Origin of the sequence: Scandinavium goeteborgense (assembly GCF_003935895.2) — a bacterium.
Lineage (GTDB): Bacteria > Pseudomonadota > Gammaproteobacteria > Enterobacterales > Enterobacteriaceae > Scandinavium > Scandinavium goeteborgense.
In genome coordinates this window covers 1,500,972-1,525,312 of sequence record NZ_CP054058.1, presented here as the reverse complement: position 1 = coordinate 1,525,312, position 24,341 = coordinate 1,500,972, and the positions used below count along the sequence as shown (strand labels likewise).

Annotated in this window: 18 protein-coding genes; 14 read left to right on the top strand and 4 right to left on the bottom strand. The window is 56.7% G+C overall.

What is annotated here, in order from left to right:
* Positions 1 to 2: 2 nt before the first annotated feature.
* Together dcd and udk are read right to left on the bottom strand one after the other, a co-directional pair.
* Entirely contained in the window at positions 3 to 584 is a 582-nt protein-coding gene (gene dcd, locus A8O29_RS07980) for a dCTP deaminase (RefSeq protein ID WP_110509519.1), read from the bottom strand.
* A gap of 71 nt (positions 585 to 655) precedes the next feature.
* Positions 656 to 1,297, bottom strand: coding sequence for a uridine kinase (udk, locus tag A8O29_RS07975; protein ID WP_110509518.1), 642 nt, complete (start codon positions 1,295 to 1,297; stop codon positions 656 to 658).
* Between the two features lie 343 nt (positions 1,298 to 1,640).
* On the opposite strand from udk, the gene A8O29_RS07970 reads away from it, so the two are divergent.
* Together A8O29_RS07970 and A8O29_RS07965 are read left to right on the top strand one after the other, a co-directional pair.
* Positions 1,641 to 4,964, top strand: a complete 3,324-nt coding sequence (locus A8O29_RS07970) for a diguanylate cyclase (RefSeq protein WP_125354256.1) — start codon at positions 1,641 to 1,643, stop codon at positions 4,962 to 4,964.
* A gap of 236 nt (positions 4,965 to 5,200) precedes the next feature.
* Complete coding sequence (locus A8O29_RS07965; protein WP_125354257.1) at positions 5,201 to 6,451, top strand: MFS transporter; 1,251 nt, start codon at positions 5,201 to 5,203, stop codon at positions 6,449 to 6,451.
* On the opposite strand, the gene alkA is transcribed toward A8O29_RS07965, so the two are convergent.
* Positions 6,448 to 7,290, bottom strand: a complete 843-nt coding sequence (alkA, locus tag A8O29_RS07960) for a DNA-3-methyladenine glycosylase 2 (protein WP_125354258.1) — start codon at positions 7,288 to 7,290, stop codon at positions 6,448 to 6,450. The two genes, A8O29_RS07965 and alkA, sit on opposite strands and share 4 nt — an antisense overlap.
* Before the next feature lie 135 nt (positions 7,291 to 7,425).
* Between alkA and yegD the strand changes: the two genes are divergently transcribed.
* On the top strand, positions 7,426 to 8,778 hold the full coding sequence (gene yegD, locus A8O29_RS07955; protein WP_125354259.1) for a molecular chaperone: 1,353 nt from the start codon (positions 7,426 to 7,428) through the stop codon (positions 8,776 to 8,778).
* A gap of 101 nt (positions 8,779 to 8,879) precedes the next feature.
* Here the strand turns inward: yegD and A8O29_RS22945 are convergent, their stop codons facing one another.
* On the bottom strand, positions 8,880 to 8,936 hold the full coding sequence (locus tag A8O29_RS22945; protein ID WP_420854019.1) for a type I toxin-antitoxin system Ibs family toxin: 57 nt from the start codon (positions 8,934 to 8,936) through the stop codon (positions 8,880 to 8,882).
* A 291-nt stretch (positions 8,937 to 9,227) separates the two neighbouring features.
* Between A8O29_RS22945 and A8O29_RS07945 the strand changes: the two genes are divergently transcribed.
* The 11 genes from A8O29_RS07945 to A8O29_RS07895 all read left to right on the top strand — a co-directional run bounded on the left by A8O29_RS07945 (position 9,228) and on the right by A8O29_RS07895 (position 24,114).
* Entirely contained in the window at positions 9,228 to 10,469 is a 1,242-nt protein-coding gene (locus A8O29_RS07945) for an MdtA/MuxA family multidrug efflux RND transporter periplasmic adaptor subunit (protein WP_125354260.1), read from the top strand.
* A complete protein-coding gene (locus A8O29_RS07940) occupies positions 10,469 to 13,591 on the top strand; it encodes an MdtB/MuxB family multidrug efflux RND transporter permease subunit (protein ID WP_125354261.1) in 3,123 nt (1,040 codons plus the stop codon). The genes A8O29_RS07945 and A8O29_RS07940 overlap by 1 nt, the downstream gene beginning before the upstream one ends.
* Positions 13,592 to 16,672 (top strand): multidrug efflux RND transporter permease subunit MdtC, encoded by a 3,081-nt coding sequence (gene mdtC / locus A8O29_RS07935; protein WP_125354262.1) that lies wholly within the window; start codon positions 13,592 to 13,594, stop codon positions 16,670 to 16,672.
* 2 nt (positions 16,673 to 16,674) lie between these two features.
* Complete coding sequence (gene mdtD, locus A8O29_RS07930) at positions 16,675 to 18,090, top strand: MFS transporter (RefSeq protein ID WP_125354263.1); 1,416 nt, start codon at positions 16,675 to 16,677, stop codon at positions 18,088 to 18,090.
* Complete coding sequence (gene baeS / locus A8O29_RS07925; RefSeq protein ID WP_125354264.1) at positions 18,087 to 19,514, top strand: envelope stress sensor histidine kinase BaeS; 1,428 nt, start codon at positions 18,087 to 18,089, stop codon at positions 19,512 to 19,514. The genes mdtD and baeS overlap by 4 nt, the downstream gene beginning before the upstream one ends.
* Entirely contained in the window at positions 19,511 to 20,233 is a 723-nt protein-coding gene (gene baeR, locus A8O29_RS07920; protein WP_110509507.1) for an envelope stress response regulator BaeR, read from the top strand. The genes baeS and baeR overlap by 4 nt, the downstream gene beginning before the upstream one ends.
* A gap of 196 nt (positions 20,234 to 20,429) precedes the next feature.
* Positions 20,430 to 21,791: a prephenate-dependent tRNA uridine(34) hydroxylase TrhP gene (gene trhP, locus A8O29_RS07915; RefSeq protein WP_125354265.1), complete on the top strand. Its 1,362-nt coding sequence runs from the start codon at positions 20,430 to 20,432 to the stop codon at positions 21,789 to 21,791.
* Between the two features lie 352 nt (positions 21,792 to 22,143).
* On the top strand, positions 22,144 to 23,154 hold the full coding sequence (locus tag A8O29_RS22720; RefSeq protein WP_246316646.1) for a DUF4258 domain-containing protein: 1,011 nt from the start codon (positions 22,144 to 22,146) through the stop codon (positions 23,152 to 23,154).
* Positions 23,151 to 23,417 carry a hypothetical protein gene (locus tag A8O29_RS07905; RefSeq protein ID WP_125354266.1) on the top strand — a complete coding sequence of 89 codons (267 nt, stop codon included), beginning with the start codon at positions 23,151 to 23,153 and terminating at the stop codon, positions 23,415 to 23,417. The genes A8O29_RS22720 and A8O29_RS07905 overlap by 4 nt, the downstream gene beginning before the upstream one ends.
* A gap of 206 nt (positions 23,418 to 23,623) precedes the next feature.
* Positions 23,624 to 23,926 (top strand): DUF6966 domain-containing protein, encoded by a 303-nt coding sequence (locus A8O29_RS07900; protein WP_125354267.1) that lies wholly within the window; start codon positions 23,624 to 23,626, stop codon positions 23,924 to 23,926.
* 8 nt (positions 23,927 to 23,934) lie between these two features.
* The gene (locus A8O29_RS07895; protein WP_125354268.1) at positions 23,935 to 24,114 is read left to right on the top strand and encodes a DUF4926 domain-containing protein; all 180 of its coding nucleotides are present in this window, start codon (positions 23,935 to 23,937) and stop codon (positions 24,112 to 24,114) included.
* The last annotated feature ends 227 nt before the right edge of the window (positions 24,115 to 24,341 follow it).

Sequence of the window (24,341 nt, the reverse complement as noted above, 5' to 3'; positions counted from 1 at the left end):
GCTCAGTCTTTATCGATGCGACTGGCAACCGCACCCTGCTGATCGCGATACTTCGCGTCTTCACGGCGGTTGTAAGGACGGGCTGCCGGGCCAGACAGCGGCTCAAAGCTCAGGGCACCGATAAGCATACCCGGACGCAGCGCCAGCGGCAGTTTGCCCGAGTTGTAGAATTCAAGCACGATGCAGCCGGACCAGCCGGGATCGATGCGGTGCGCGGTAACGTGAACCATCAGGCCCAGTCGCGCCAGAGAAGAACGCCCGTCAAGCCAACCGACCAAATCAGCCGGAAGAGTGACGGACTCCAGGGTCACGGCCAGCGCCAGTTCACCCGGATGCAGATAAAACGCTTCGCCTTCCGCCAGCACGATTTCGTCGCTCATCACGCGGTCAAGTGCCGCACTGACTTCCGCTTTCGGCCCGCTGAGGTCGATGAATGCCGCCGTGTGCCCGCTAAACGTACGGAATTTATTGCCGAGGCGAACGTCCACCGTCGCACCATTGATGCGTTCGACCGGCGGTCGTGGAGAAATACCCAAACGGCCGTCATCCAGCCAGGCTTCAATATCTCGGTCACACAGACGCATGCGCTATCTCCTTTAATGCATTATGCCCGGCATCTGCCGGGTCATTTAGCACAGTACATAATTCGAGGGAATTATTCAAAAAACTGGCTGATTTTGGCCTTCAGAATATCGATGGCGATGCGGTTTTTCCCGCCGCGCGGCACGATAATATCGGCGTACTGTTTGGACGGCTCGATAAACTGCAGGAACATCGGGCGGACCGTTTTTTGATACTGTGCCATTACCGAATCCATCGAACGGCCGCGCTCGTTAACATCGCGCTTGATACGACGCATCAGGCAGATATCCAGCGGGGTGTCGACAAAAATGGAGAAGTTCATTTCTTCGCGCAGACGGGCGTCGGTCAGCAGCAAAATCCCTTCGAGGATGATGACTTTCTTCGGCTTGATATGCACGGTCTGCGGCATGCGAGTATGTTCCACATAGCTGTATACCGGGAGTTCAATCGCTTCACCGCGTTTAAGCGTTTGCAGATGCTGATATAACAGACTGTGATCCATCGCGCTTGGATGGTCATAGTTCGTTTTGACGCGATCTTCCATCGACAGATGACTCTGGTCTTTGTAATAGCTGTCTTCAGGGATCACGCCGATATGTTCATCGCCAACCTGTTCACGTAATTCACGATAAAGGGTGCTGGAGATGAGGCTTTTACCTGAAGCCGATGCGCCGGCGATGCCTATAATGACGCACTGATGAGACTTATCAGTCATAAGTTTTTGCGACCTGATTAACCTGGATGATAGGAAGGGTGGCGTCGGAGCGCCAAACGCGGCAATTATAGGGATTTCAGCCCGTCGATACCAGTGAAAACGATTTTCACCCAAGCCAGGCTGAAAAGTGACTATTCTCAAATTAATATGTTCAATTTTCCAACGCCTTAGACACTTTTTGTTCTTCGCCCCTTCTTTATCTCTCAATGATGTTAAATATTGAGCAGATGCCATAGGAAATGTAAATTGTTTGTACTAGCATAATCCCATTCGTCATCCTTATGAATTCAGGCCCATTCCGCGTGAAAAGTCGCGGCCGGAAAGCCCTGGCGGAAAGCGGTAAATGAAGATATCTGAACAACGAGTGCCCGTTACGCCCTCTCATCCTGTGCTGAGCATGTTATGCCTCGGGATACTGACGTTCATTTTTACCCTTTTCTCGCTCGAGCTGACGCGTTTCGGAACTCTTCTCGCCCCCTTATGGTTCCCGACCTCTATTATGATGGTCGCGTTTTATCGCTATGCCGGGAAAATGTGGCCTGTCATTGCCGCCGCCTGCACGCTCGGCGGTCTTCTGGCAACGTGGGTGCTGTTTCCGCCCAGCTCGCTGAATCTCATTTATCCGGCCATCAATGCCATCGAAGCGGCGTTGGGCGCGGTGCTGCTGCGTAAATTTTTGCCCGGCTATAATCCGCTGCAAAACCTACACGACTGGGTTCGCCTGGCTATTTCCAGTGCCATCGTGCCGCCGCTGGCGGGCGGGCTACTGGTGCTGTTGTTCGCCCCGGCCGAACACGCGCTGCACACCTTCCTGGTCTGGGTGTTGTCCGAATCGATTGGCGCGCTGGCGCTGGTCCCGCTCGGTTTGCTGTATAAAAACCATTATCTGTTACGCCACCGCAAACCGCGTCTGCTGCTGGAAACGATGCTGACGCTGGCGGTCACGCTGGCGCTGAGCGCCATGGCGATGCTGTGGCTACCGTGGCCATTTACCTGCGTTATCGTGCTGTTGATGTGGAGCGCCGTGCGCCTGCCGCGCATGGAAGCGTTCTCCATTTTCCTGATTACTATCATGATGGTGTCGCTGATGATGGCGACCAACCCGCTCAGCCTGCAAACGCCTCACGTGTACGTGATGAGCAACACGCCCTGGCTGCCGTTCCTGATGATCCTGCTGCCCGCCAACGTGATGACGATGGTGATGTACGCCTTCCGGGCCGAGCGCAAACACATTACCGAGAGCGAAGAACGCTTCCGCAACGCGATGGAATATTCCGCCATCGGCATGGCACTGGTCGGCACCGAAGGCCAGTGGCTACAGGCTAACAAAGCGCTGTGCAAATTCCTCGGATACAGCCAGAACGAACTGCGGGCGATGACCTTCCAGCAGCTGACCTGGCCGGAAGACCTCGACAATGACCTGTCGCAGCTCGAACTGCTGGTCAGCGGCGAAATCAATACCTACACCATGGAAAAGCGCTACTACACGCGTAAAGGCGACGTGGTCTGGGCGCTGCTGGCGGTGTCGCTGGTGCGTCATGCGGACGGTACGCCGCTCTATTTCATCGCCCAGATTGAAGACATCAACGACCTGAAGCACACCGAATGGGTCAACAAGCGGCTGATGGAACGCATCACGCTCGCCAACGAAGCGGGCGGGATTGGCATCTGGGAATGGGAGCTGGAACCCGATCTTATCTCCTGGGATAAGCGGATGTTCGAGCTGTATGAAATCCCGTCGCACCTCAAACCGACCTGGCAACTGTGGCATAACTGCCTGGTGGAAGAAGACCGCGAGCAGGCCGAACGCGTGATCCGCAATGCGCTCACCGCCCGTTCGCCGTTCAAGCTGGAATTTCGTATCCACGTCAAAGAAGGCATTCGCCATATTCGCTCGCTGGCTAACCGCGTGCTGAATAAACAGGGCGAAGTGGAGCGCCTGCTCGGCATTAATATGGATATGACCGAGGTGAAACAGCTGAACGAAGCGCTGTTCCAGGAAAAAGAGCGCCTGCACATTACCCTGGATTCCATCGGCGAAGCGGTGCTGTGTACCGACGTCGATATGAACGTGATCTTTATGAACCCGGTTGCCGAAAAAATGAGTGGCTGGACTCAGGACCAGGCCATGAAGCAGCCGCTGCTGAACGTGCTGCGCATTACCTTTGGCGATAACGGCCCGCTGATGGAAAACATTCACAGCGGGGATATGTCTCGCAACGATATCGACCAGGATGTGGTGCTGCACTGTCGCGACGGCGGCAGTTATGACATCCATTACAGCATCACGCCGCTGAGCACGCTTGACGGGCAAAATATCGGTTCGGTGCTGGTTATTCAGGACGTTACCGAATCGCGCAAAATGCTGCGCCAGCTGAGTTACAGCGCGTCGCACGATGCCCTCACCCATCTGGCTAACCGCGTCAGCTTTGAGAATCACCTCAAGCGTCTGTTGCAAAGCGTTCAGGAAACCCATCAGCGTCACGCCCTGGTGTTTATCGACCTGGATCGCTTTAAAGCGGTGAATGACACCGCCGGTCACGCCGCGGGGGATGCGCTGCTGCGCGAACTCTCCTCGATGGTGCTGAGTATGTTGCGTACCAGCGATGTCCTCGCCCGTCTCGGCGGCGACGAATTTGGCCTACTGCTGCCTGACTGCAACATCGAAAGCGCGCGGTATATTTCCGGGCGCATCATTCAGGCTATCAACGATTATCACTTCCTGTGGGAAGGCCGCCTGCATCGAATCGGAGCCAGCGCCGGGATTACCTTGATCGACGAGCAAAACTGTCTGGCGACCGAAGTGATGTCGCAGGCCGATATCGCCTGCTACACCTCGAAAAACAACGGGCGCGGGATGGTCAGCGTCTATGAACCGCAGCAGGACCGGCTGCATCAGCAGCGCAGCATGATGTCGCTCGACGAACAGTGGCACATGGTGCGCGACAACCATCTGGTGCTGATGGCCCGGGGCGTGGCGTCGCCGCGCATTCCGGAAACCAGCAACTTCTGGCTGCTGTCGATGCGGCTGTGGACCAGCGAAGGCGAAATGGTTGAGGAACAGGCGTTCCGCAAAGGGCTGGCGGATCAAGAGCTGATCCACGCCCTCGATCGCCGTATTTTCCAGGAGTTCTTCCGCAGCTGGGCGCCTAAGGTTGCCACCCGCGGGGTCAGCGTCACCCTGCCGCTGTCAGCGGCGGGCCTGACCGGGCCGGTGCTGATTAACGAAATTCTCGACGGCCTGAAAGAGAGCGCCATGCCCGCCCGGCTGCTGCATCTGGTGTTCAACGCCAGCAGCCTGGCGCAGTCCGGCGTTCAGGAAGGGCTGGATCAGCTGCGTAACGCCGGCTGTAAAATTATCATCAGCCAGGTCGGTCAGGATCTGGACCTGTTTGAACATCTGAAAGCGGGCATCGCCGATTACGTGATGCTGGACCCGGAACTGATTGGCAATGTGCACGCCAGTCTGATGGATGAAATGATGGTCACTATCGTGCAGGGCCACGCCCAGCGTCTGGGGATGAAAACCATTGCCGGGCCAACCAATCAGGCGCTAATGATGGACACGCTTTCCGGCATTGGCGTGGATCTGATTTACGGCGATTCGATTGCCGCCAACCAGCCGCTGGAGGTGGTACTCAACACCAGCTATTTCGCCATCAACTGATCCCCGTCCGGCTTTCCCCTCGCCCGCCGCAGCCGCCGCGGGCTTATTCATTTTCGTTTCGCTGCTAATACTTACAAAATCTAACGATTAACCTGCTAATCAATCATTCTTTACATGTAATATACAAATGCTTAACAAGAAAACTTTCCCGGTGACAGGTCCTGTCGACATCTTGCCCGCACAACGCCCTGCCTGCCCTACGCTGTCCCCGCACAGCCATTTTCAGGACACCGAACATGCCTACACTTTTTAACTGGAGCTCAACCCAAAAGCACGTCGCTTTCGCCAGCTTCTCAAGCTGGATGCTGGACGCCTTTGACTTCTTCATTCTGGTCTTCGTGCTGAGCGACCTCGCCAGCTGGTTTCATTCTTCGGTTTCCGAAGTCTCGATTGCCATCATGCTGACCCTGGCGGTCCGCCCGATTGGCGCGCTTATTTTTGGCCGGATGGCGGAAAAATATGGCCGCCGTCCGATCCTGATGCTCAATATTTTATTCTTCAGCATCTTTGAGCTGCTGTCAGCGTGGTCACCGACCTTCACCACGTTCCTGGTGCTGCGGCTGTTGTACGGCATCGCAATGGGCGGGATCTGGGGTGTGGCGTCGTCACTGGCGATGGAAACCATTCCCGATCGCTCACGTGGCCTTATGTCCGGGATTTTCCAGGCGGGCTATCCGTGCGGTTACCTGTTGGCGTCGATTATCTTCGGCCTGTTCTACAGCACCGTGGGCTGGCGCGGCATGTTCCTGATTGGCGCCCTGCCGATTTTCCTGCTGCCGTACATCTGGTTCAAAGTGCCGGAATCGCCGGTGTGGCAGGCGGCGCGCGAACGCAAAGAGAGCACGGCGCTGCTGCCCATTTTACGCAGCCAATGGAAGCTGTGCCTGTATTTGGTGTTGCTGATGGCTTGCTTTAACTTCTTCAGCCACGGCACCCAGGATCTGTATCCGACGTTCCTGAAAGTACAGCACGGTTTTGATCCGCACACCGTCAGCCTGATCGCCATCGGTTACAACATCGCGGCGATGCTCGGCGGGATCTTCTTCGGCTCGGTGTCGGAAAAAATAGGGCGAAAAAAAGCGATGATCATCGCGGCGTTTCTGGCGCTGCCGGTGCTGCCGCTGTGGGCCTTTTCCACCGGCTCGTTCAACATTGGGCTTGGCGCATTCCTGATGCAATTTATGGTTCAGGGCGCGTGGGGCGTGGTGCCGACCTACCTCAACGAACTGGTTCCCGCCAATGCCCGCGCGGTGCTGCCGGGGTTTGTCTACCAGTTGGGGAATCTGCTGGCTTCGGTGAACGCCACCCTCCAGGCGCGGATCGCCGAAGCCAACGGCGGCAACTACGGGATGGCGATGGCGCTGGTCGCCGGGACGGTCGCCATTCTTATCTGCCTGTTTGTCGCCTTTGGGCGGGAAACGCGCGGGGTGGTGATTTCCGGCCATCAGCCTGAAGGGACCACTCGCCGCGAACAGCACACCCATTAGCCCGGCTGAAAACCGTCGCTGTACCAGATGTGCAGCAACGCGTAGGAGCGCCAGGGCTGCCAGCGCTCCGCATATCGGCGGATTTGCGCAGGCGTCATGCCGGGGAAGCGCTGCTTAATCAGGTAGTCGTCCGGCAGGAAAACGTCCTTGGCCTGCCAGCCGCGCAACGCATAGTAGTTGGCGGTCCAGCGGCCAATACCGGGAAACGTTTGCAACGTTTTCATTGCCGCTTCCACATCGTGAGGCGGCAATAACGGCAGCTCACCTGAAATGGCGGCCTGCGCCAGATGTATCAAGGCTTCGGCGCGTTTTACCGGCATCCCCAGCGCTTTTAACGCCAGCGGATCGGCAACCACCAGCTGCTGCGGCGTCGGGAAACAGGTAAATTCCGGCGCTTCTTCAAGCGGCGTGCCGTAGGCTTTCGCCACCCGACTTGTCAGCTTCGCGGCCATCGCCACGCTCACTAACTGTCCAAGAATCGCCCGCACACCCTGTTCAAAGGCATCGACACAGCCCGGCAGACGCAGACCCGGTCGCGCGGCGGCCAGTTCACCCAACGCCGCCGACACCTGCTGCGGTTCGCAGCGCAAATCGAAAAGTTGCTCAAGCCGTTGCAGACACTGATCTTTAACCGGCAACAGCCCATCGGAAAGAGTGACCACCAGCGTCTGCGTCGTAAGATCGGGCGTGGCACGCATCAGCCCATGATGACCGTTCAACGAAAAACTGCGGGTATAGGTTTGATTGTCAAAGCGCTCAACGCCCTCTACGGTACGCCCTGCCAGAAAGCCGAACATCCAGGCCCAGTCATAAGGTGCTTGCCAGGGTAAAATGAACATGGTTTCTCCTCAATAAGTCTCCAGAGCATAACCGCTTAGCGCCATTCGCGCTTTGCTTTCATATTCCGGTTGTCGCCAGCACGACATTCCGCTAAAGTCTTCGCCCTTTCTTCACCGGCATGGGGAATTCACACAGTGTTTATTGGTTTTGACTACGGTACGGCAAACTGTTCAGTGGCCGTGATGCGCGGTGATGCGCCGCAGCTTTTAACCCTCGAAAACGGGAGCACGCTGCTGCCCTCGATGCTCTGCGCGCCAACGCGTGAATCCGTCAGCGAATGGCTGTATCGCCAGCACGACGTTCCCGCGACCGGCACGGAAACCGAAGCGCTGCTGCGCCGGGCTATCCGCTACAACCGCGAAGAAGATATTGAGGTGCTGGGCAACAGCGTCCAGTTCGGTCTCGCGTCGCTGAAGCAGTACATCGACGATCCCGAAGAAGTGTACTTCGTCAAATCACCGAAATCCTTCCTGGGCGCCAGCGGGCTTAAGCCGCAGCAAGTTGCGCTGTTTGAAGACCTCGTGTGCTCCATGATGCTGCACATTAAACAGCAGGCAGAATCGCAGCTGTCAGAGAGCATTACTCAGGCGGTGATTGGCCGTCCGATTAACTTCCAGGGTCTCGGCGGCGATGACGCTAACGAACAGGCCCAGGGGATTCTGAAACGTGCCGCGCAACGTGCCGGTTTCGCCGATGTGGTCTTCCAGTACGAGCCGGTTGCGGCGGGTCTGGATTTTGAAGCCACGCTGAGTAGCGAAAAACGCGTGCTGGTTGTCGATATCGGCGGCGGTACTACCGACTGTTCCCTGCTGCTGATGGGGCCGCAGTGGCGCGCCCGCCGTGAGCGTCAGGACAGCCTGCTCGGCCACAGTGGTTGCCGCGTGGGCGGTAACGATCTGGATATCGCGCTGGCATTCAAATGCCTGATGCCGCTGCTCGGCATGGGCGGCGACACGGAAAAAGGGATCGCCCTGCCGGTTCTGCCGTGGTGGAATGCCGTCGCTATCAACGATGTTCCGGCACAGACCGATTTCTACAGCGCCGCTAATGGGCGCATGCTGCGTGACCTGGTGCGTGACGCCCGCGATTCGGACAAAGTAAACCTGCTGCTGAAAACCTGGCAACAGCGCCTGAGCTACCGTCTGGTGCGCAGCGCCGAAGAGAGCAAAATCGCCCTTTCCGACAAAGAAGACATCACCACCTCGCTGTCGTTCCTGAGCCCGGAGCTGGCCGCAGACATCAACCAGATGGGTCTGGAAGCTGCGCTGAATCAGCCGTTAAACCGCATTCTGGAGCAGGTTCAGCTGGCGCTGGAAAACGGCAATGAAAAACCTGACGTTATCTATCTGACCGGCGGTAGCGCCCGTTCACCGCTGATCAAAAAAGCGCTGGCGCAGCAGCTGCCTGGAATTGAAATTGCCGGCGGTGATGATTTCGGCTCGGTCACGGCGGGTCTGGCGCGCTGGGCTCAGGTCATTTTTTCCTGAGTCTGCGAGCAGCGTCGGAAAAGCGCGGGTTGACTCCGTTGCTTTTTCGACCTAATTTGGAAGGCAAAGGGCGAGGGAGGATTACTCCCCCCTCTGGTCTCTTAGTATGCTGGCAAGCTAATGACTAAGAGCACGACCAGTATGATGACTACCTTCATCATATCCCTTTCCTTTTACAAAGCCCCAGCTTCGGTTGGGGCTTTCCCGTTTTAGCCCCGTGCTAACATCCTTATCAGCCTCAATTAAACTCAAATGCGGCCGCCGACGACTGTAGCCTGCGCCTCATCCACTCTGCACAACTTTTGTTCAACCCTGCGAGCAGCCTCGTAAATCCCCCGTCATTCAGACGTTTCCAGACAGTACTTCATATTTCCTCCATCTTTCCGGGGGGTTCCGTTACTAAACTAGTATCATTCCGTGAAAGTTTTCAGGACGAGATACGTATAACGATGAAAGGCAGCAATAAATCGCGTTGGTTAGTCGCGCTGGGTGTAGTGGTGATTGCAGGTGTCGCCGTGTATTTCTGGCACAACAGCGGGTCGTCTGATTCCGCGTCTGCGACGGCAGCACAGGGGCAGCATGCCGGTGGCGGTCGCCACGGCGGACGCTTCAGCGGCGCCCTGGCGCCGGTTCAGGCGGCAACGGCCACTAGCGAAGCTGTGCCTCGCTACCTGACCGGGCTCGGCACCATCACCGCGGCAAACACGGTGACAGTCCACAGCCGCGTCAACGGCCAGCTGCTGGCGCTGCACTTTCAGGAAGGTCAGCAGGTGAAAGCTGGCGATCTGCTGGCGGAAATCGATCCGAGCCAGTTCAAAGTCGCTCTCGCACAGGCCCAGGGCCAGCTGGCGAAAGATAACGCCACGCTGTCCAACGCCCGCCGCGACCTGGCTCGCTATCAGCAGTTGGTAAAAACCAATCTCGTGTCTCGTCAGGAACTCGATACCCAACAATCGTTAGTCACCGAAAGCTTAGGCACCGTGAAAGCGGATGACGCCGCCGTCGCCAGCGCACAATTGCAGCTCGACTGGACGCGCATCACCGCGCCGATTGACGGCCGCGTAGGCCTGAAACAGGTCGATATCGGCAACCAGATTTCCACCAGCGATACCACTGGGATCGTGGTACTGACGCAAACCCATCCGATTGACCTGATTTTCACTCTGCCAGAAAACGACATCGCCACCGTGGTGAAAGCGCAAAAAGCCGGACAAAGCCTGACCGTCGAAGCCTGGGATCGTACCAATAAGCAGAAACTGAGCAGCGGTTCGCTGTTGAGCCTGGATAACCAGATTGACGCCACCACCGGCACCATCAAGCTGAAAGCGCGCTTCAACAACATGGACGATGCCCTGTTCCCGAACCAGTTCGTTAACGCGCGTCTGTTGGTGGATACCCAGCAGGACGCGGTGGTCATTCCTGCCGCTGCGCTGCAAATGGGCAACGAAGGCAATTTCGTGTGGGTGCTGAATGATGACAACAAAGTCAGCAAACACATCGTAGTACCGGGCATTCAGGACAGCCAAAAAGTCGTAATCACTGCCGGGCTTTCCGCGGGCGATAGAGTGGTCACCGACGGCATTGACCGCCTGACCGAAGGCGCGAAAGTGGAAGTGGTTGAAGCCCACAGCGCAACCACAGAGCAAAAACCGGCGGCTGAGCAAAGCGGCAAAAAAGGAGCTCGCTCCTGATGCACGTTTTACCTCCTGGCAATACGGGCGGGCCATCCCGCCTGTTTATCCTGCGCCCGGTCGCCACCACCCTGATGATGGTGGCTATTCTGCTCGCGGGGATTATCGGCTACCGTTTTTTGCCGGTCTCCGCCCTGCCTGAAGTGGATTATCCGACCATCCAGGTGGTCACGCTGTATCCCGGCGCCAGCCCGGATGTCGTCACCTCGTCCATTACCGCGCCGCTTGAGCGCCAGTTCGGGCAGATGTCCGGCCTGAAACAGATGTCCTCCCAAAGCGCGGGTGGCGCGTCGGTGGTGACGTTGCAGTTCCAGCTTGAACTGTCTCTGGACGTCGCCGAACAGGAAGTGCAGGCCGCGATCAACGCCGCCACCAACCTGCTGCCGAGCGATTTGCCGAACCCGCCGGTGTACAGCAAGGTCAACCCAGCGGATCCGCCGATCATGACCCTCGCCGTTACTTCGTCCGCCCTGCCGATGACGCAGGTTGAAGACATGGTGGAAACGCGCGTAGCGCAGAAAATTTCACAGGTTTCCGGTGTCGGTCTGGTGACCCTGGCGGGCGGTCAACGCCCGGCCGTACGCGTGAAGCTGAATGCTCAGGCGATTGCGGCGCTTGGGCTGACCAGCGAAACCGTGCGTACCGCCATCACCGGGGCTAACGTCAACTCGGCAAAAGGTAGCCTCGACGGTCCAACCCGCGCGGTGACGCTTTCCGCTAACGACCAGATGCAGTCCGCCGAAGAGTATCGCAAGCTGATTATCGCCTACCAAAACGGTGCCCCGGTGCGCCTGGGCGATGTGGCGACCGTTGAGCAAGGGGCAGAAAATACCTGGCTCGGCGCGTGGGCCAATAAGCAGCAAGCGATTGTGATGAACGTCCAGCGTCAGCCGGGCGCGAACATTATTTCCACCTCCGACAGCATTCGTCAGATGCTGCCGCAACTCACCAGCAGCCTGCCGAAATCGGTGCAGGTAAAAGTGCTGTCTGACCGCACCAGCAACATTCGCGCCTCGGTCAATGACACCCAGTTCGAGCTGATGCTGGCCATCGCCCTGGTAGTGATGATCATCTATCTGTTCCTGCGCAACGTTCCGGCGACCATTATTCCCGCCGTGGCGGTGCCGCTGTCGCTGATCGGCACTTTCGCGGTGATGGTGTTCCTTGATTTCTCAATCAACAACCTGACGCTGATGGCGCTGACCATCGCTACCGGGTTCGTGGTCGATGATGCGATCGTGGTTATCGAGAACATCTCGCGCTACATCGAGAAAGGCGAAAACCCGATGGCCGCCGCACTGAAGGGCGCGGGTGAAATCGGCTTTACCATTATCTCCCTCACCTTCTCGCTGATTGCGGTGCTTATCCCGCTGCTGTTTATGGGCGATATCGTTGGCCGTCTGTTCCGCGAATTTGCCGTCACGCTTGCCGTCGCAATATTAATTTCAGCCATTGTTTCACTGACGCTAACGCCGATGATGTGCGCGCGCATGCTGAGCCATGAATCCCTTCGCAAGCAGAACCGCTTTTCTCAGGCCAGCGAACGTTTCTTTGAGCGGGTGATTGCCGCTTACGGACGGATGCTCGCCAAAGTGCTCAACCACCCATGGCTAACACTCGGCGTGGCGCTCAGCACCCTGGCGTTGTCGATTCTGCTGTGGGTGTTTATCCCCAAAGGCTTCTTCCCGATTCAGGATAACGGCATTATTCAGGGCACCTTGCAGGCCCCGCAGTCCGCGTCGTTTGCCAGTATGGCTCAGCGGCAGGAGCAGGTTTCTGACATCATTCTGAAAGACCCTGCGGTGGAAAGTCTGACCTCGTTCGTGGGCGTCGACGGCACCAACCCGGCGCTGAACAGCGCGCGTCTGCAAATTAACCTCAAGCCGCTCGCTGACCGTGACGATCGCGTGCAGAAAGTTATCCGCCGTCTGCAGCACTCAATCGATCGCGTGCCGGGCATCGCACTCTATTTGCAGCCGACGCAGGATCTCACTATCGATACCACCGTCAGCCGCACGCAGTACCAGTTCAGCCTGCAGGCCAACTCGCTCGATGCGCTCAGTGAATGGGTGCCGCAGCTGATGGCGAAACTTCAGACCTTGCCGCAGCTGGAAGACGTCAGCAGCGACTGGCAGGACAAAGGGTTGTCGGCATACGTGAACGTCGACCGCGACAGCGCCAGCCGGCTGGGGATCAGCATGTCGGATGTCGATAACGCGCTGTATAACGCGTTTGGCCAACGACTCATTTCGACCATTTACACCCAGTCTAATCAGTATCGCGTGGTGCTTGAACACGACATCAGCGACACGCCGGGGCTGTCGGCGCTGGATAATATCCGCATCACCAGTAGCAGCGGCGGCGTTGTACCACTAAATACCATTGCCAAAGTCGAAGAGCGTTTTGCCCCGCTGTCGATTAACCACCTCGACCAGTTCCCGGTTACCACGATTTCCTTCAACGTGGCGCAGGATTCCTCGCTGGGTGACGCGGTGCAGGCGATTACCGACGCGGAAAAAACGCTGAACCTGCCGACCGATATTCGTACCGAATTCCAGGGCAGCTCGCTGGCCTTCCAGGCCGCGTTGGGTAGCACCGTGTGGCTGGTGCTGGCGGCGGTGGTCGCGATGTACATCGTGCTCGGCATTCTGTATGAGAGTTTCATCCACCCGATTACAATTCTCTCCACCCTGCCGACTGCGGGCTTGGGCGCCCTGCTGGCGCTGTGGGTGTCGGGCAGCGAGCTGGACGTCATCGCCATCATCGGGATAATCCTGCTGATCGGCATCGTGAAGAAGAACGCGATCATGATGATCGACTTTGCGCTGGCCGCAGAACGCGAACAGGGCATGCCGCCGCGCGAAGCGATTTATCAGGCTTGTCTGCTGCGTTTCCGCCCGATTCTGATGACCACCCTCGCCGCACTGCTCGGCGCGCTGCCGCTGATGCTCAGCACCGGCGTCGGCGCAGAGCTGCGTCGTCCGCTGGGGATCGGCATGGTCGGCGGTTTGCTGGTGAGTCAGGTGCTGACGCTGTTCACCACGCCGGTGATTTACCTGCTGTTTGACCGCTTGTCGCTGTACCTGAAAAGCCGTCTGCCGACCCGTGAAGAGGAGGCGTAAGTGAAGTTTTTCGCCCTCTTCATTTACCGCCCGGTGGCGACGATTTTGATTTCGCTCGCCATCACGCTGTGCGGCGTGCTCGGCTTCCGGCTGCTGCCGGTCGCCCCGCTGCCGCAGGTCGATTACCCGGTGATCATGGTCAGCGCCTCGCTGCCCGGTGCTGCACCTGAAACCATGGCCTCATCGGTGGCGACGCCGCTTGAGCGCTCGCTCGGACGCATCGCCGGGGTCAATGAAATGACCTCCATGAGTTCGCTCGGCAGCACGCGTATCATTTTACAGTTTGATTTTGACCGCGATATCAACGGCGCGGCGCGTGACGTGCAGGCCGCCATCAACGCCGCGCAAAGCCTGCTACCCACAGGCATGCCGAGCCGCCCGACCTATCGCAAAGCGAACCCGTCGGATGCGCCCATCATGATTTTGACGCTGACCTCGGACACCTATTCCCAGGGCCAGCTGTATGACTACGCCTCCACGCAACTGGCGCAGACGATTTCGCAAATCGACGGCGTGGGCGATGTGGATATTGGCGGTAGCTCCCTGCCCGCGGTGCGCGTGGACCTCAATCCACAGGCGCTGTTTAACCAGGGCGTGTCGCTGGATGACGTGCGTTCCGCCATCAGCGACGCCAACGTGCGTAACCCGCAGGGGGCGATTGAAAGTCAGGGCCAGCGCTGGCAACTGGCGACCAACGACGAGCTGAAAACGGCAGAAGAATACAAGCCGCTGATTATTCATTACAACAACGGTTCCGCGGTGCGGTTAAGTGATGTGGCCAAGGTGTCCGACTCGGTGCAGGACGTACGTAACGCCGGGATGACCAACGCCAAACCGGCGATTTTGCTGATGATCCGTAAACTGCCGGAAGCCAACATTATTCAGACCGTGGACGCGATCCGCGCCCAGCTGCCGGAGCTGAAAGAGACTATCCCGGCGGCCATTGATATGCAGATCGCCCAGGACCGTTCGCCGACCATTCGCGCCTCGCTCGAAGAAGTGGAGCAAACGCTGGTGATTTCGGTCGGGCTGGTGATCCTGGTGGTCTTCCTGTTCCTGCGTTCGGGCCGCGCCACGATTATTCCCGCCGTGGCGGTGCCGGTTTCGCTGATCGGCACCTTCGCCGCCATGTATTTGTGCGGCTTCAGCCTCAACAACCTGTCGCTGATGGCGCTGACCATCGCCACCGGCTTCGTAGTCGATGATGCCATCGTGGTGCTGGAAAATATTTCGCGCCATCTGGAAGCGGGCATGAAACCGTTGCAGGCCGCACTACAGGGCAGCCGCGAAGTCGGTTTCACCGTGCTGTCGATGAGCCTGTCACTGGTGGCGGTGTTCCTGCCGCTGTTGCTGATGGGCGGGCTACCGGGCCGCCTGCTGCGCGAATTTGCGGTCACGCTGTCAGTGGCGATTGGCATATCGCTCGCGGTCTCGCTGACGCTCACACCGATGATGTGCGGCTGGATGCTAAAAGCGTCCCGTGGTCACGCGCCAACCCGCGATCGCGGCTTTGGTCGTCTGCTGGTCGGCATGCAGCGCGGTTACGGCAAATCACTGAAATGGGTGCTAAATCACGCGCGCCTGGTCGGCGTGGTGCTGCTCGCCACCATCGCGCTGAACGTCTGGCTGTATATCTCCATTCCGAAAACCTTCTTCCCGGAGCAGGACACCGGGGTGGTGATGGGCAACATTCAGGCTGATCAGAGCATTTCGTTCCAGGCGATGCGTGGCAAGCTGCAGGACTTCATGAAAATCATTCGTGAAGACAAAGCGGTGGATAACGTCACCGGCTTTACTGGCGGTTCGCGGGTCAACAGCGGGATGATGTTTATCACCCTCAAACCGCGCGCCGAGCGCAACGAAACGGCGCAGCAGGTCATCGACCGCCTGCGTAAAAAACTTGCCAAAGAGCCCGGTGCGAATCTGTTTTTGATGGCGGTTCAGGATATTCGCGTCGGCGGACGTCAGGCCAATGCCGGTTATCAGTACACGCTGCTGTCAGATAACCTCGCCGACCTGCGGGAGTGGACGCCTAAAATCACCGCCGCGCTGGCGAAACTACCCGATCAGCTGGCGGACGTAAACTCCGATCAGCAAGATAACGGTGCCGAAATGGACCTGGTTTACGACCGTGAAACCATGTCGCGGCTCGGCATTAACGTCGAAGCGGCCAACAGCCTGCTGAATAACGCCTTCGGCCAGCGGCAGATTTCCACCATTTATCAGCCGCTGAACCAGTATAAAGTGGTGATGGGCGTCGACCCGGTTTACACCCAGGATATCAGCGCGCTGGATCAGATGTTCGTGATTAACAGCGACGGCAAAGCGATTCCGCTGTCGTACTTCGCCAAATGGCAGCCCGCTAACGCGCCGCTGTCGGTAAACCATCAGGGATTGTCGGCGGCCTCGACGGTCTCCTTCAACCTGCCGACCGGTAAATCGTTGTCGGAAGCCAGCGACGTTATCGACAAAACCATGACTCAACTTGGCGTGCCGCCGACCATTCGCGGCAGCTTTGCCGGAACGGCGCAGGTGTTCCAGCAGACCATGAACTCGCAGGTGATCCTGATTCTGGCGGCCATCGCCACGGTCTACATCGTGCTCGGGATTTTGTATGAAAGCTACGTACACCCGCTGACCATTCTGTCCACGCTGCCTTCCGCCGGGGTCGGCGCGCTGCTGGCACTGGAATTGTTCGGCGCGCCGTTCAGCCTGATTGCGTTAATCGGTATCATGCTGTTAATTGGCATCGTGAAGAAAAATGCCATCATGATGGTCGACTTCGCCCTTGAGGCGCAGCGCAACGGTAATTTGTCGCCAGAAGAAGCCATTTTCCAGGCCTGTCTGCTGCGTTTCAGGCCGATCATGATGACCACGCTGGCGGCGCTATTTGGCGCGCTGCCGCTGGTGCTTTCGGGCGGTGACGGTTCAGAACTGCGCCAGCCGCTGGGGATCACCATCGTCGGCGGTCTGGTGGTGAGTCAGCTGTTAACGCTGTACACCACCCCGGTGGTGTACCTGTTCTTCGACCGCCTGCGGCTGCGTTTTACGCGCAAGCCTCGTCAACCGATAACAGAGTAATTATGGAAGAGCTGCCTGCCAGCGTGCGCTGGCAACTGTGGATTGTGGCGTTCGGCTTCTTTATGCAGGCGCTGGACACCACTATCGTCAACACTGCCCTGCCCTCGATGGCGAAAAGCCTGGGGGAAAGCCCACTGCACATGCACATGGTGGTGGTCGCCTACGTGCTGACGGTGGCGGTGATGCTGCCCGCCAGCGGCTGGCTGGCGGACCGGGTTGGCGTGCGCAATATCTTCTTTACCGCCATCGTGCTGTTCACCGCGGGTTCAGTATTTTGTGCCAGCGCCAACACCCTGAACGAGCTGGTGATGGCGCGCGTGTTGCAGGGTGTCGGCGGCGCAATGATGGTGCCGGTCGGCAGGCTGACGGTGATGAAAATCGTTCCCCGCTCGCAGTACATGGCGGCGATGACCTTTGTGACTATTCCGGGGCAGGTCGGACCATTACTCGGCCCGGCGCTCGGCGGGATCCTCGTGGAATACGCTTCCTGGCACTGGATTTTCCTGATCAATATTCCGGTCGGCATCGTCGGGGCGATTGCCACGCTATGGCTGATGCCGAACTACACCATGCAGACCCGACGCTTTGATATGTCCGGTTTTATCATGCTGGCGCTGGGCATGGCGACGCTTACCCTGGCGCTCGACGGGCAGCGCGGGCTGGGCATTTCAACGCTGACCCTGGCCGGGCTTATCGCCGTCGGTGCGCTGTCGCTGCTGTTTTATCTCTGGCACGCGCGCAAAAATGACAACGCGCTTTTCAGCCTCAATTTATTCAACACCCGCACCTTCTCGCTCGGGCTGACGGGCAGCTTCGCCGGACGCATCGGCAGCGGAATGCTGCCGTTTATCACCCCGGTCTTTTTGCAGATTGGCCTCGGATTTTCACCGTTCCACGCCGGGTTGATGATGATCCCGATGGTGCTCGGCAGCATGGGCATGAAGCGCATCGTGGTGCAGGTGGTGAACCGCTTTGGCTATCGCCGGGTGCTTATCTGCGCCACGCTGGGCCTCGCGCTCATCAGCCTGCTGTTTATGACGGTCGCGCTGATGGGCTGGTACTGGCTGCTGCCGCTGGTACTGTTCCTGCAAGGTATGATTAACTCCAGCCGCTTCTCATCGATGAATACCATGACGCTGAAAGATTTGCCGGATGACCTCGCCAGCAGCGGGAATAGCATGTTGTCGATGGTGATGCAGCTGTCGATGAGTATTGGCGTCACGGTGGCGGGCCTGCTGCTCGGGATGTATGGCCAGAACCACATCAGCGTCGACAGCGCGGGGTCACATCAGGTCTTTTTGTATACCTACCTCAGCATGGCGGTCATCATCGCGCTTCCGGCGTTGATTTTTGCCCGCGTGCCTGACGACATCAGCAAAAATATCATCATTGCACGACGCAAAAGGAGCGAGCCGTGAAAGTCTGGCGCCCCGGCATTACTGGAAAACTGTTCATCGCCATCCTCACCACTTGCATCGTGCTGCTGATCAGCATGCACTGGGCGGTGCGTCTGAGCTTTGAGCACGGCTTCATCGACTATATCAAACGCGGCAACGAACAGCGGCTACAGATGCTGAGCGATGCCCTCGCGGAGCAGTACGCCACCCACGATAACAACTGGAAATTCCTGCGCGGCAACGACCGGTTTGTGTTTCAGATCCTGCGCTCATTCGAACACGATGCGTCTGACGATAAGCATGGCCCCGATGACCGAGGCGGACCGCCAGATATGCCGCCTCATGGCTGGCGCACCCGGTTCTGGGTGATCGATCAGAATGCCAAAGTGATGGTCGGCCCGCGTTCCCCAGTGCCGCCGGACGGTACCCGGCGCGGCATTCTGGTGAACGGCGTGGAAGTGGGTGCGGTGATCGCCTCTCCTGTAGAACGCCTGACCCGCAACACTGATATCAACTTCGACCGCCAACAGCGGCGTTCCAGCTGGATGATTGTGGTGCTGTCGACGCTGCTGGCGGCGCTGGCGACATTCCCGCTGGCGCGCGGCCTGTTGGCTCCGGTCAAACGATTGGTGGAAGGCACGCACAAGCTGGCGGCGGGGGATTTCTCGACCCGCGTAACCGCCACCGGTTCGGATGAACTGGGCCGTCTTGGGCAGGACTTTAACCAACTCGCCAGCACTCTGGAGCGCAATCAGCAAATGCGCCGCGACTTCATGGCCGATATTTCCCACGAGCTGCGAACCCCGCTGGCGGTGTTACGCGGCGAGCTGGAGGCGATTCAGGACGGCGTGCGTAAATTCACCCCGGAATCGGTGGCCTCGTTGCAAGCGGAAGTCGGCACCCTGACCAAACTGGTGGACGATTTGCATCAGTTATCGATGTCCGACGAAGGGGCGCTGGCCTACCAAAAAACCTCCGTCGACATTATCTCTCTGCTGGAAATGGCCGCGGGGGCCTTCCGCGAGCGCTTCGCCAGCCGTGGGCTCTCCATCCGTCTCAAACTGCCGGAGAGCGCCACCGTATTCGGCGACCGCGACCGACTGATGCAGCTGTTTAACAACCTGTTGGAGAACAGCCTGCGCTACACCGACAGCGGCGGACAGCTGCACATTTCAGCCGAAAAATCCGCGCACAGTCTGACGCTGGCCTTTGCCGACAGCGCGCCGGGCGTTACCGACGACCAGCTGGCGATGCTCTGCGAACGTTTCTACCGCACCGAAGGTTCGCGCAACCGGGCCAGCGGCGGCTCAGGATTAGGCCTGGCGATTTGCGTCAATATCGTCGCCGCACACGGCGGCACGTTGAGCGCCGGGCATTCGCCTTTTGGCGGGGTAAGCATTAAAGTAGAACTCCCTCTGGACCGCGATTTACCAGGAGTCGTATGACCGAATTACCGATTGATGATAAAACCCCACGCATCCTGATTGTCGAGGACGAACCCAAGCTGGGACAGCTGCTGATTGATTATCTTCTGGCGGCCAACTACGCGCCGACGCTAATTAATCACGGCGACAAAGTGCTGAGCTACGTGCATCAGACTCCGCCGGATCTGATTCTGCTGGACTTGATGCTGCCGGGCACCGACGGCCTGACGCTGTGCCGCGAGATCCGCCGTTTCTCCGAAGTGCCGATCGTGATGGTCACCGCCAAAATCGAAGAAATCGACCGCTTGCTCGGGCTGGAAATCGGCGCGGATGATTACATCTGCAAACCGTACAGCCCGCGTGAAGTGGTGGCGCGCGTGAAAACGATCCTGCGCCGTTGCCGTCCGCAGCGCGAACTGCAGGCGATGGACGCCGAAAGCCCGCTGATTGTCGATGAAAGCCGCTTCCAGGCCTCCTGGCGCAACAAGCTGCTGGACCTCACGCCCGCCGAGTTCCGCCTGCTGAAAACGCTGTCGCAGGAGCCGGGCAAAGTGTTCTCGCGCGAACAGCTGCTGAACCATCTGTACGATGATTACCGCGTGGTCACCGACCGCACCATCGACAGCCACATCAAAAACCTGCGTCGTAAGCTCGAAGCACAGGACGCCGAGCAGTCATTCATTCGCGCGGTGTATGGTGTTGGCTACCGTTGGGAAGCGGATTCCTGCCGTCTGACGTAACGTGCAGCTAAGGCGCCTCGCCTGCCCTGGCCGACCGTTTGGGCCGGTGCAAGCGAAGCGCCACGCGGCATTCCCTGACACGCAAAGGTTTACTCCCCTCCCCCGCAGCGCTACAATTCCCGCCCTTAAAGTAGGGGAACCTCCCCAATCGCTTCCCCGCGAAGCGAGTCTGACCTGTCATCAGAACGAGAAAATCATGTTTAAACCGGAACTCCTTTCCCCGGCGGGAACGCTTAAAAATATGCGTTACGCTTTCGCCTATGGTGCCGATGCGGTCTACGCCGGCCAGCCGCGTTACTCTCTGCGCGTGCGCAATAACGAATTCAACCACGAGAATTTGCAGCAGGGCATCAACGAAGCCCATGAGCTCGGTAAAAAATTCTACGTGGTGGTCAACATTGCGCCGCACAACGCCAAGCTGAAAACCTTCATTCGCGATTTGCAGCCTGTTGTGGATATGGGGCCGGACGCGCTGATCATGTCCGATCCGGGCCTGATTATGCTGGTGCGTGAGCATTTCCCGCAGATGGACGTGCATCTCTCCGTGCAGGCCAACGCCGTTAACTGGGCGACGGTCAAATTCTGGAAGCAGATGGGCCTGACCCGCGTGATCCTCTCCCGCGAACTGTCGCTCGAAGAAATCGAAGAGATTCGCTCACAAGTTCCGGATATGGAACTCGAAATCTTCGTTCACGGCGCACTGTGCATGGCCTATTCCGGCCGCTGCCTGCTGTCGGGCTACATCAACAAGCGCGACCCGAACCAGGGCACCTGCACCAACGCCTGCCGCTGGGAATATAACGTTCAGGAAGGCAAAGAGGACGACATCGGTAATATCGTGCATAAGCACGAGCCTATTGCGGTGAAAAACGTCGAGCCAACGCTTGGCGAAGGCCAGCCAACTGACAGCGTATTTATGCTGGAAGAAGCGCAGCGTCCGGGCGAATACATGACCGCGTTCGAAGACGAGCACGGCACGTATATTATGAATTCCAAAGACCTGCGTGCTGTCGCGCACGTGGAACGTCTGACGCAAATGGGCGTGCATTCCCTGAAAATCGAAGGCCGCACCAAATCCTATTACTACTGCGCTCGCACTGCGCAGGTGTACCGCAAAGCCATCGACGATGCCGCCGCAGGCAAACCGTTCGACGCCTCGCTGCTGGAAACCCTTGAAGGGCTGGCGCATCGCGGTTATACCGAAGGCTTCCTGCGTCGTCACACCCACGACAGCTATCAGAATTACGAATACGGTTTCTCCGTCTCCGAACGCCAGCAGTTTGTCGGTGAATTTACCGGGGAGCGCAAAGGCAACCTCGCGGCCGTCGCGGTGAAGAATAAGTTCCTCAAAGGCGACAACCTTGAGCTGATGACGCCGCAAGGCAACATCAATTTCACCCTCGAGCATATGGAAACCAACAAAGGGCAGCCGACCGACGTCGCGCCTGGCGATGGTCACACCGTATGGATCCCGGTGCCGGAAGAGATTGCGCTGGAGTATGCGCTGCTGATGCGCAATTTTGACGGACAGAACACCCGTAATCCGATGCTGAAGTAGTTCAGAATGGTTATTTTTTCAGTATGGAAAAATCTTAGAAACGGATCACATACCGCTTCGCTTGATACGGGTATTATCCAAAGCGCTGAAAAACATAACCCATAAATGCTAGCTGTACCAGATACCACCTCCTTAGCCCGCGTAATCTCCCTTACGCGGGTTTATTTTTTTGGTTTTGTACATCAAACAACCTTTCTCATTTCTCCCCCTCGCACTACTCACAACACATTGAGAAGCCAACCCTCGATGTTCGTATTGCTTGATTCCTCGCCAGATTGAGATGAAAATCCATACACCTTTAATGGATTAAGGCCAGAACTTGATGTTCACGTTATATACGCGATGGGATGCAATGCTCTACCTGGTACCAGCGGATATTCAATTCATTCTGACGCCGGATGAGGCGCTGGCAAGGGCCGCCATTTACTATGAACTCGATTACAGCAAATACACACGTTCTCTCATTCCTCAGCAAGTCCCCGACAGGACACAGGTTCGTCATCATCGGTTTTTCGCTACTGGCTACCAACGCAAACCCCGCCATCAGTACGATAGACTTTACGATGACGTAGAATTTCAGCTAGAGCACGGCTTAATGGTGGGGATTGATAACCGGGAAGACTGGAGCAGCTTTTATAATCCTTTCTATTTCGATGAAAACAGTAACCTGATTTACGACTGTTTCATGGATCACTACACCGACCGTTTTAGAATAGAAGTCAGAGATCTTTACGAGTACATACTGAATAATCATCAAGGCAGAAAGCCTGCGCCGACAGTCAAACAGCATTATGCGGACGCACCAATACAGCATGCACAGGCTGCCAAAACGATTAACAGCAAAGCTGCCGGACGGCTTCTCGCCGCAGGTGGTGTTTATAACGGCAACATAGAAGATTTTCATAATACGGCTGAACAGCTTGGTGGGGATGCCCCAGCAGGTTACGACCAAATCATGAATGAACAGACTAAGGGGAGCATCATAGCGGCGGCATCCGTGGCGGCGACTTTTGGTATTGGGCGACTAAGCCCCATGAGTGAGATAAAGACACTTTCCCCATTATCTAAAAGTGATGTCGGCTCCTACTTCCCTACAGGACGTTCGGGCTATCCCATGAATGCCTTAGGAAACAATAGTACAACGTTCATTGGCGAGTTAAAGTATTCAGCTCATGCACTCGATCGTTTGCAAGGGCGAGGTGTACCCCCTTCGGCAATCGAGAGTACGATTAACGTAGGGGAACTATTTTCCACTAAAGCAGGCACAACTGGATATTATGACTCAATCAATAACCTGCGTGTCATTGTGAATTCGAATACTGGAAATGTTGTAACAGTAATACCAGGGGCGCCTAAATTATGAACAGCACTACACTGCATAAAACCGTTAAATCAATTCTCCTTAACGAATGGGATCCAATTGGTATTAATGAATTTGATGAGGCCAATGACGAATATGACGCTTATGTTGTTCCGCTTTGTCATATGGTTGCTGAGAAGAAAAGTAACGCAGAGTTTTATACTTTTCTTCGTTCAGTCATAGAGTCTATGGGTCTTGATGGTGATGAGCAGACAGAACAGGTCATTGCAGAAAAATTAGCGTCTTTATCTGTCGACATTGGGTAATTTTGCTCAACTGAAGACCCATATGACCTAATGGCACTGAATCCCTCTATCTGAATCCGAGAAATTCAGATACCTGCAGGAACGAAGGTCAATATAGGGAAAATGGGATTCCAGATAGCACTTTACTCCGGCTGCACAGAACAGGTAGTTATCCTTAAGCCGTGGGAAAATCCCAATATTAAAATACTGAGCAGTCGAGACTTGCAATGAAAGATCAAATTAAAAAAACGATTGATAGCATTATTCATATTTTATCGTCCAACCCTACGGCATCCCGGTGGGTAAGCCCCTTTGAAACCCTGCGCAGTGAACTCGATATTGACTACGATTCTGCTGTCCAGTCATTAAAAGCGCTTTTTGGCGGTATGGGCTCATTCAATGACCTTGTTTTACATACAGATGGAATTCCGCTTCGAAGTGAAAACAATGAATTAGACGAATTAAGCCACATTCTTTATGAGCAATTGAAAACGGCAATCCTATCCAGAAGAGCAAACTCTGATTTGTAGGATAGACAATGAATCGAGCCGAATTGGATGTTGTCGCCTTAGCTGAGGATTTGCCGGATCAAGGGCTTCCGAAGGAGATGGTAGGTACCATTGTTATGGTTTTAGAGACCCCGGAGCTTGGTTACCTGGTTGAGTTTTGCGACGAGCAAGGGGAAACTATTGCTATGCCAGCCTTGCTACCAACCTAACTCACTGATTATCCAATCACATAATGATTATTATGATGAAATCATAGCGATAATAGTTACCGAGTAGAAACCTTAGGGTAAAGAAGAAACCCCGCGAATACGGGGCTTCTGTTTTACATCCAAGCGATTTGTTACTGCCCTGCAGAGGTAGGGTGAGGTAGTGCAGTGCTACTTCCCCCGGTTTTACGATGTAACGCTCGACCATTTTAGTAAAGTAACGGCTGGTG

Excerpts from the sequence above, each read along its gene's own strand:
- alkA (WP_125354258.1), bottom strand. The coding sequence starts at position 7,290 with ATGTTCATTTTACCCTGGCAAGCACCTTATGACTGGGCCTGGATGTTC.
- udk (WP_110509518.1), bottom strand. The coding sequence starts at position 1,297 with ATGACTGATAAGTCTCATCAGTGCGTCATTATAGGCATCGCCGGCGCA.
- A8O29_RS07940 (WP_125354261.1), top strand. The coding sequence starts at position 10,469 with ATGCACGTTTTACCTCCTGGCAATACGGGCGGGCCATCCCGCCTGTTT.
- dcd (WP_110509519.1), bottom strand. The coding sequence starts at position 584 with ATGCGTCTGTGTGACCGAGATATTGAAGCCTGGCTGGATGACGGCCGT.
- A8O29_RS07945 (WP_125354260.1), top strand. The coding sequence starts at position 9,228 with ATGAAAGGCAGCAATAAATCGCGTTGGTTAGTCGCGCTGGGTGTAGTG.
- trhP (WP_125354265.1), top strand. The coding sequence starts at position 20,430 with ATGTTTAAACCGGAACTCCTTTCCCCGGCGGGAACGCTTAAAAATATG.
- baeR (WP_110509507.1), top strand. The coding sequence starts at position 19,511 with ATGACCGAATTACCGATTGATGATAAAACCCCACGCATCCTGATTGTC.
- A8O29_RS07895 (WP_125354268.1), top strand. The coding sequence starts at position 23,935 with ATGAATCGAGCCGAATTGGATGTTGTCGCCTTAGCTGAGGATTTGCCG.
- A8O29_RS07965 (WP_125354257.1), top strand. The coding sequence starts at position 5,201 with ATGCCTACACTTTTTAACTGGAGCTCAACCCAAAAGCACGTCGCTTTC.
- A8O29_RS07905 (WP_125354266.1), top strand. The coding sequence starts at position 23,151 with ATGAACAGCACTACACTGCATAAAACCGTTAAATCAATTCTCCTTAAC.
- A8O29_RS22720 (WP_246316646.1), top strand. The coding sequence starts at position 22,144 with ATGCTCTACCTGGTACCAGCGGATATTCAATTCATTCTGACGCCGGAT.
- A8O29_RS07970 (WP_125354256.1), top strand. The coding sequence starts at position 1,641 with ATGAAGATATCTGAACAACGAGTGCCCGTTACGCCCTCTCATCCTGTG.
- mdtD (WP_125354263.1), top strand. The coding sequence starts at position 16,675 with ATGGAAGAGCTGCCTGCCAGCGTGCGCTGGCAACTGTGGATTGTGGCG.
- A8O29_RS07900 (WP_125354267.1), top strand. The coding sequence starts at position 23,624 with ATGAAAGATCAAATTAAAAAAACGATTGATAGCATTATTCATATTTTA.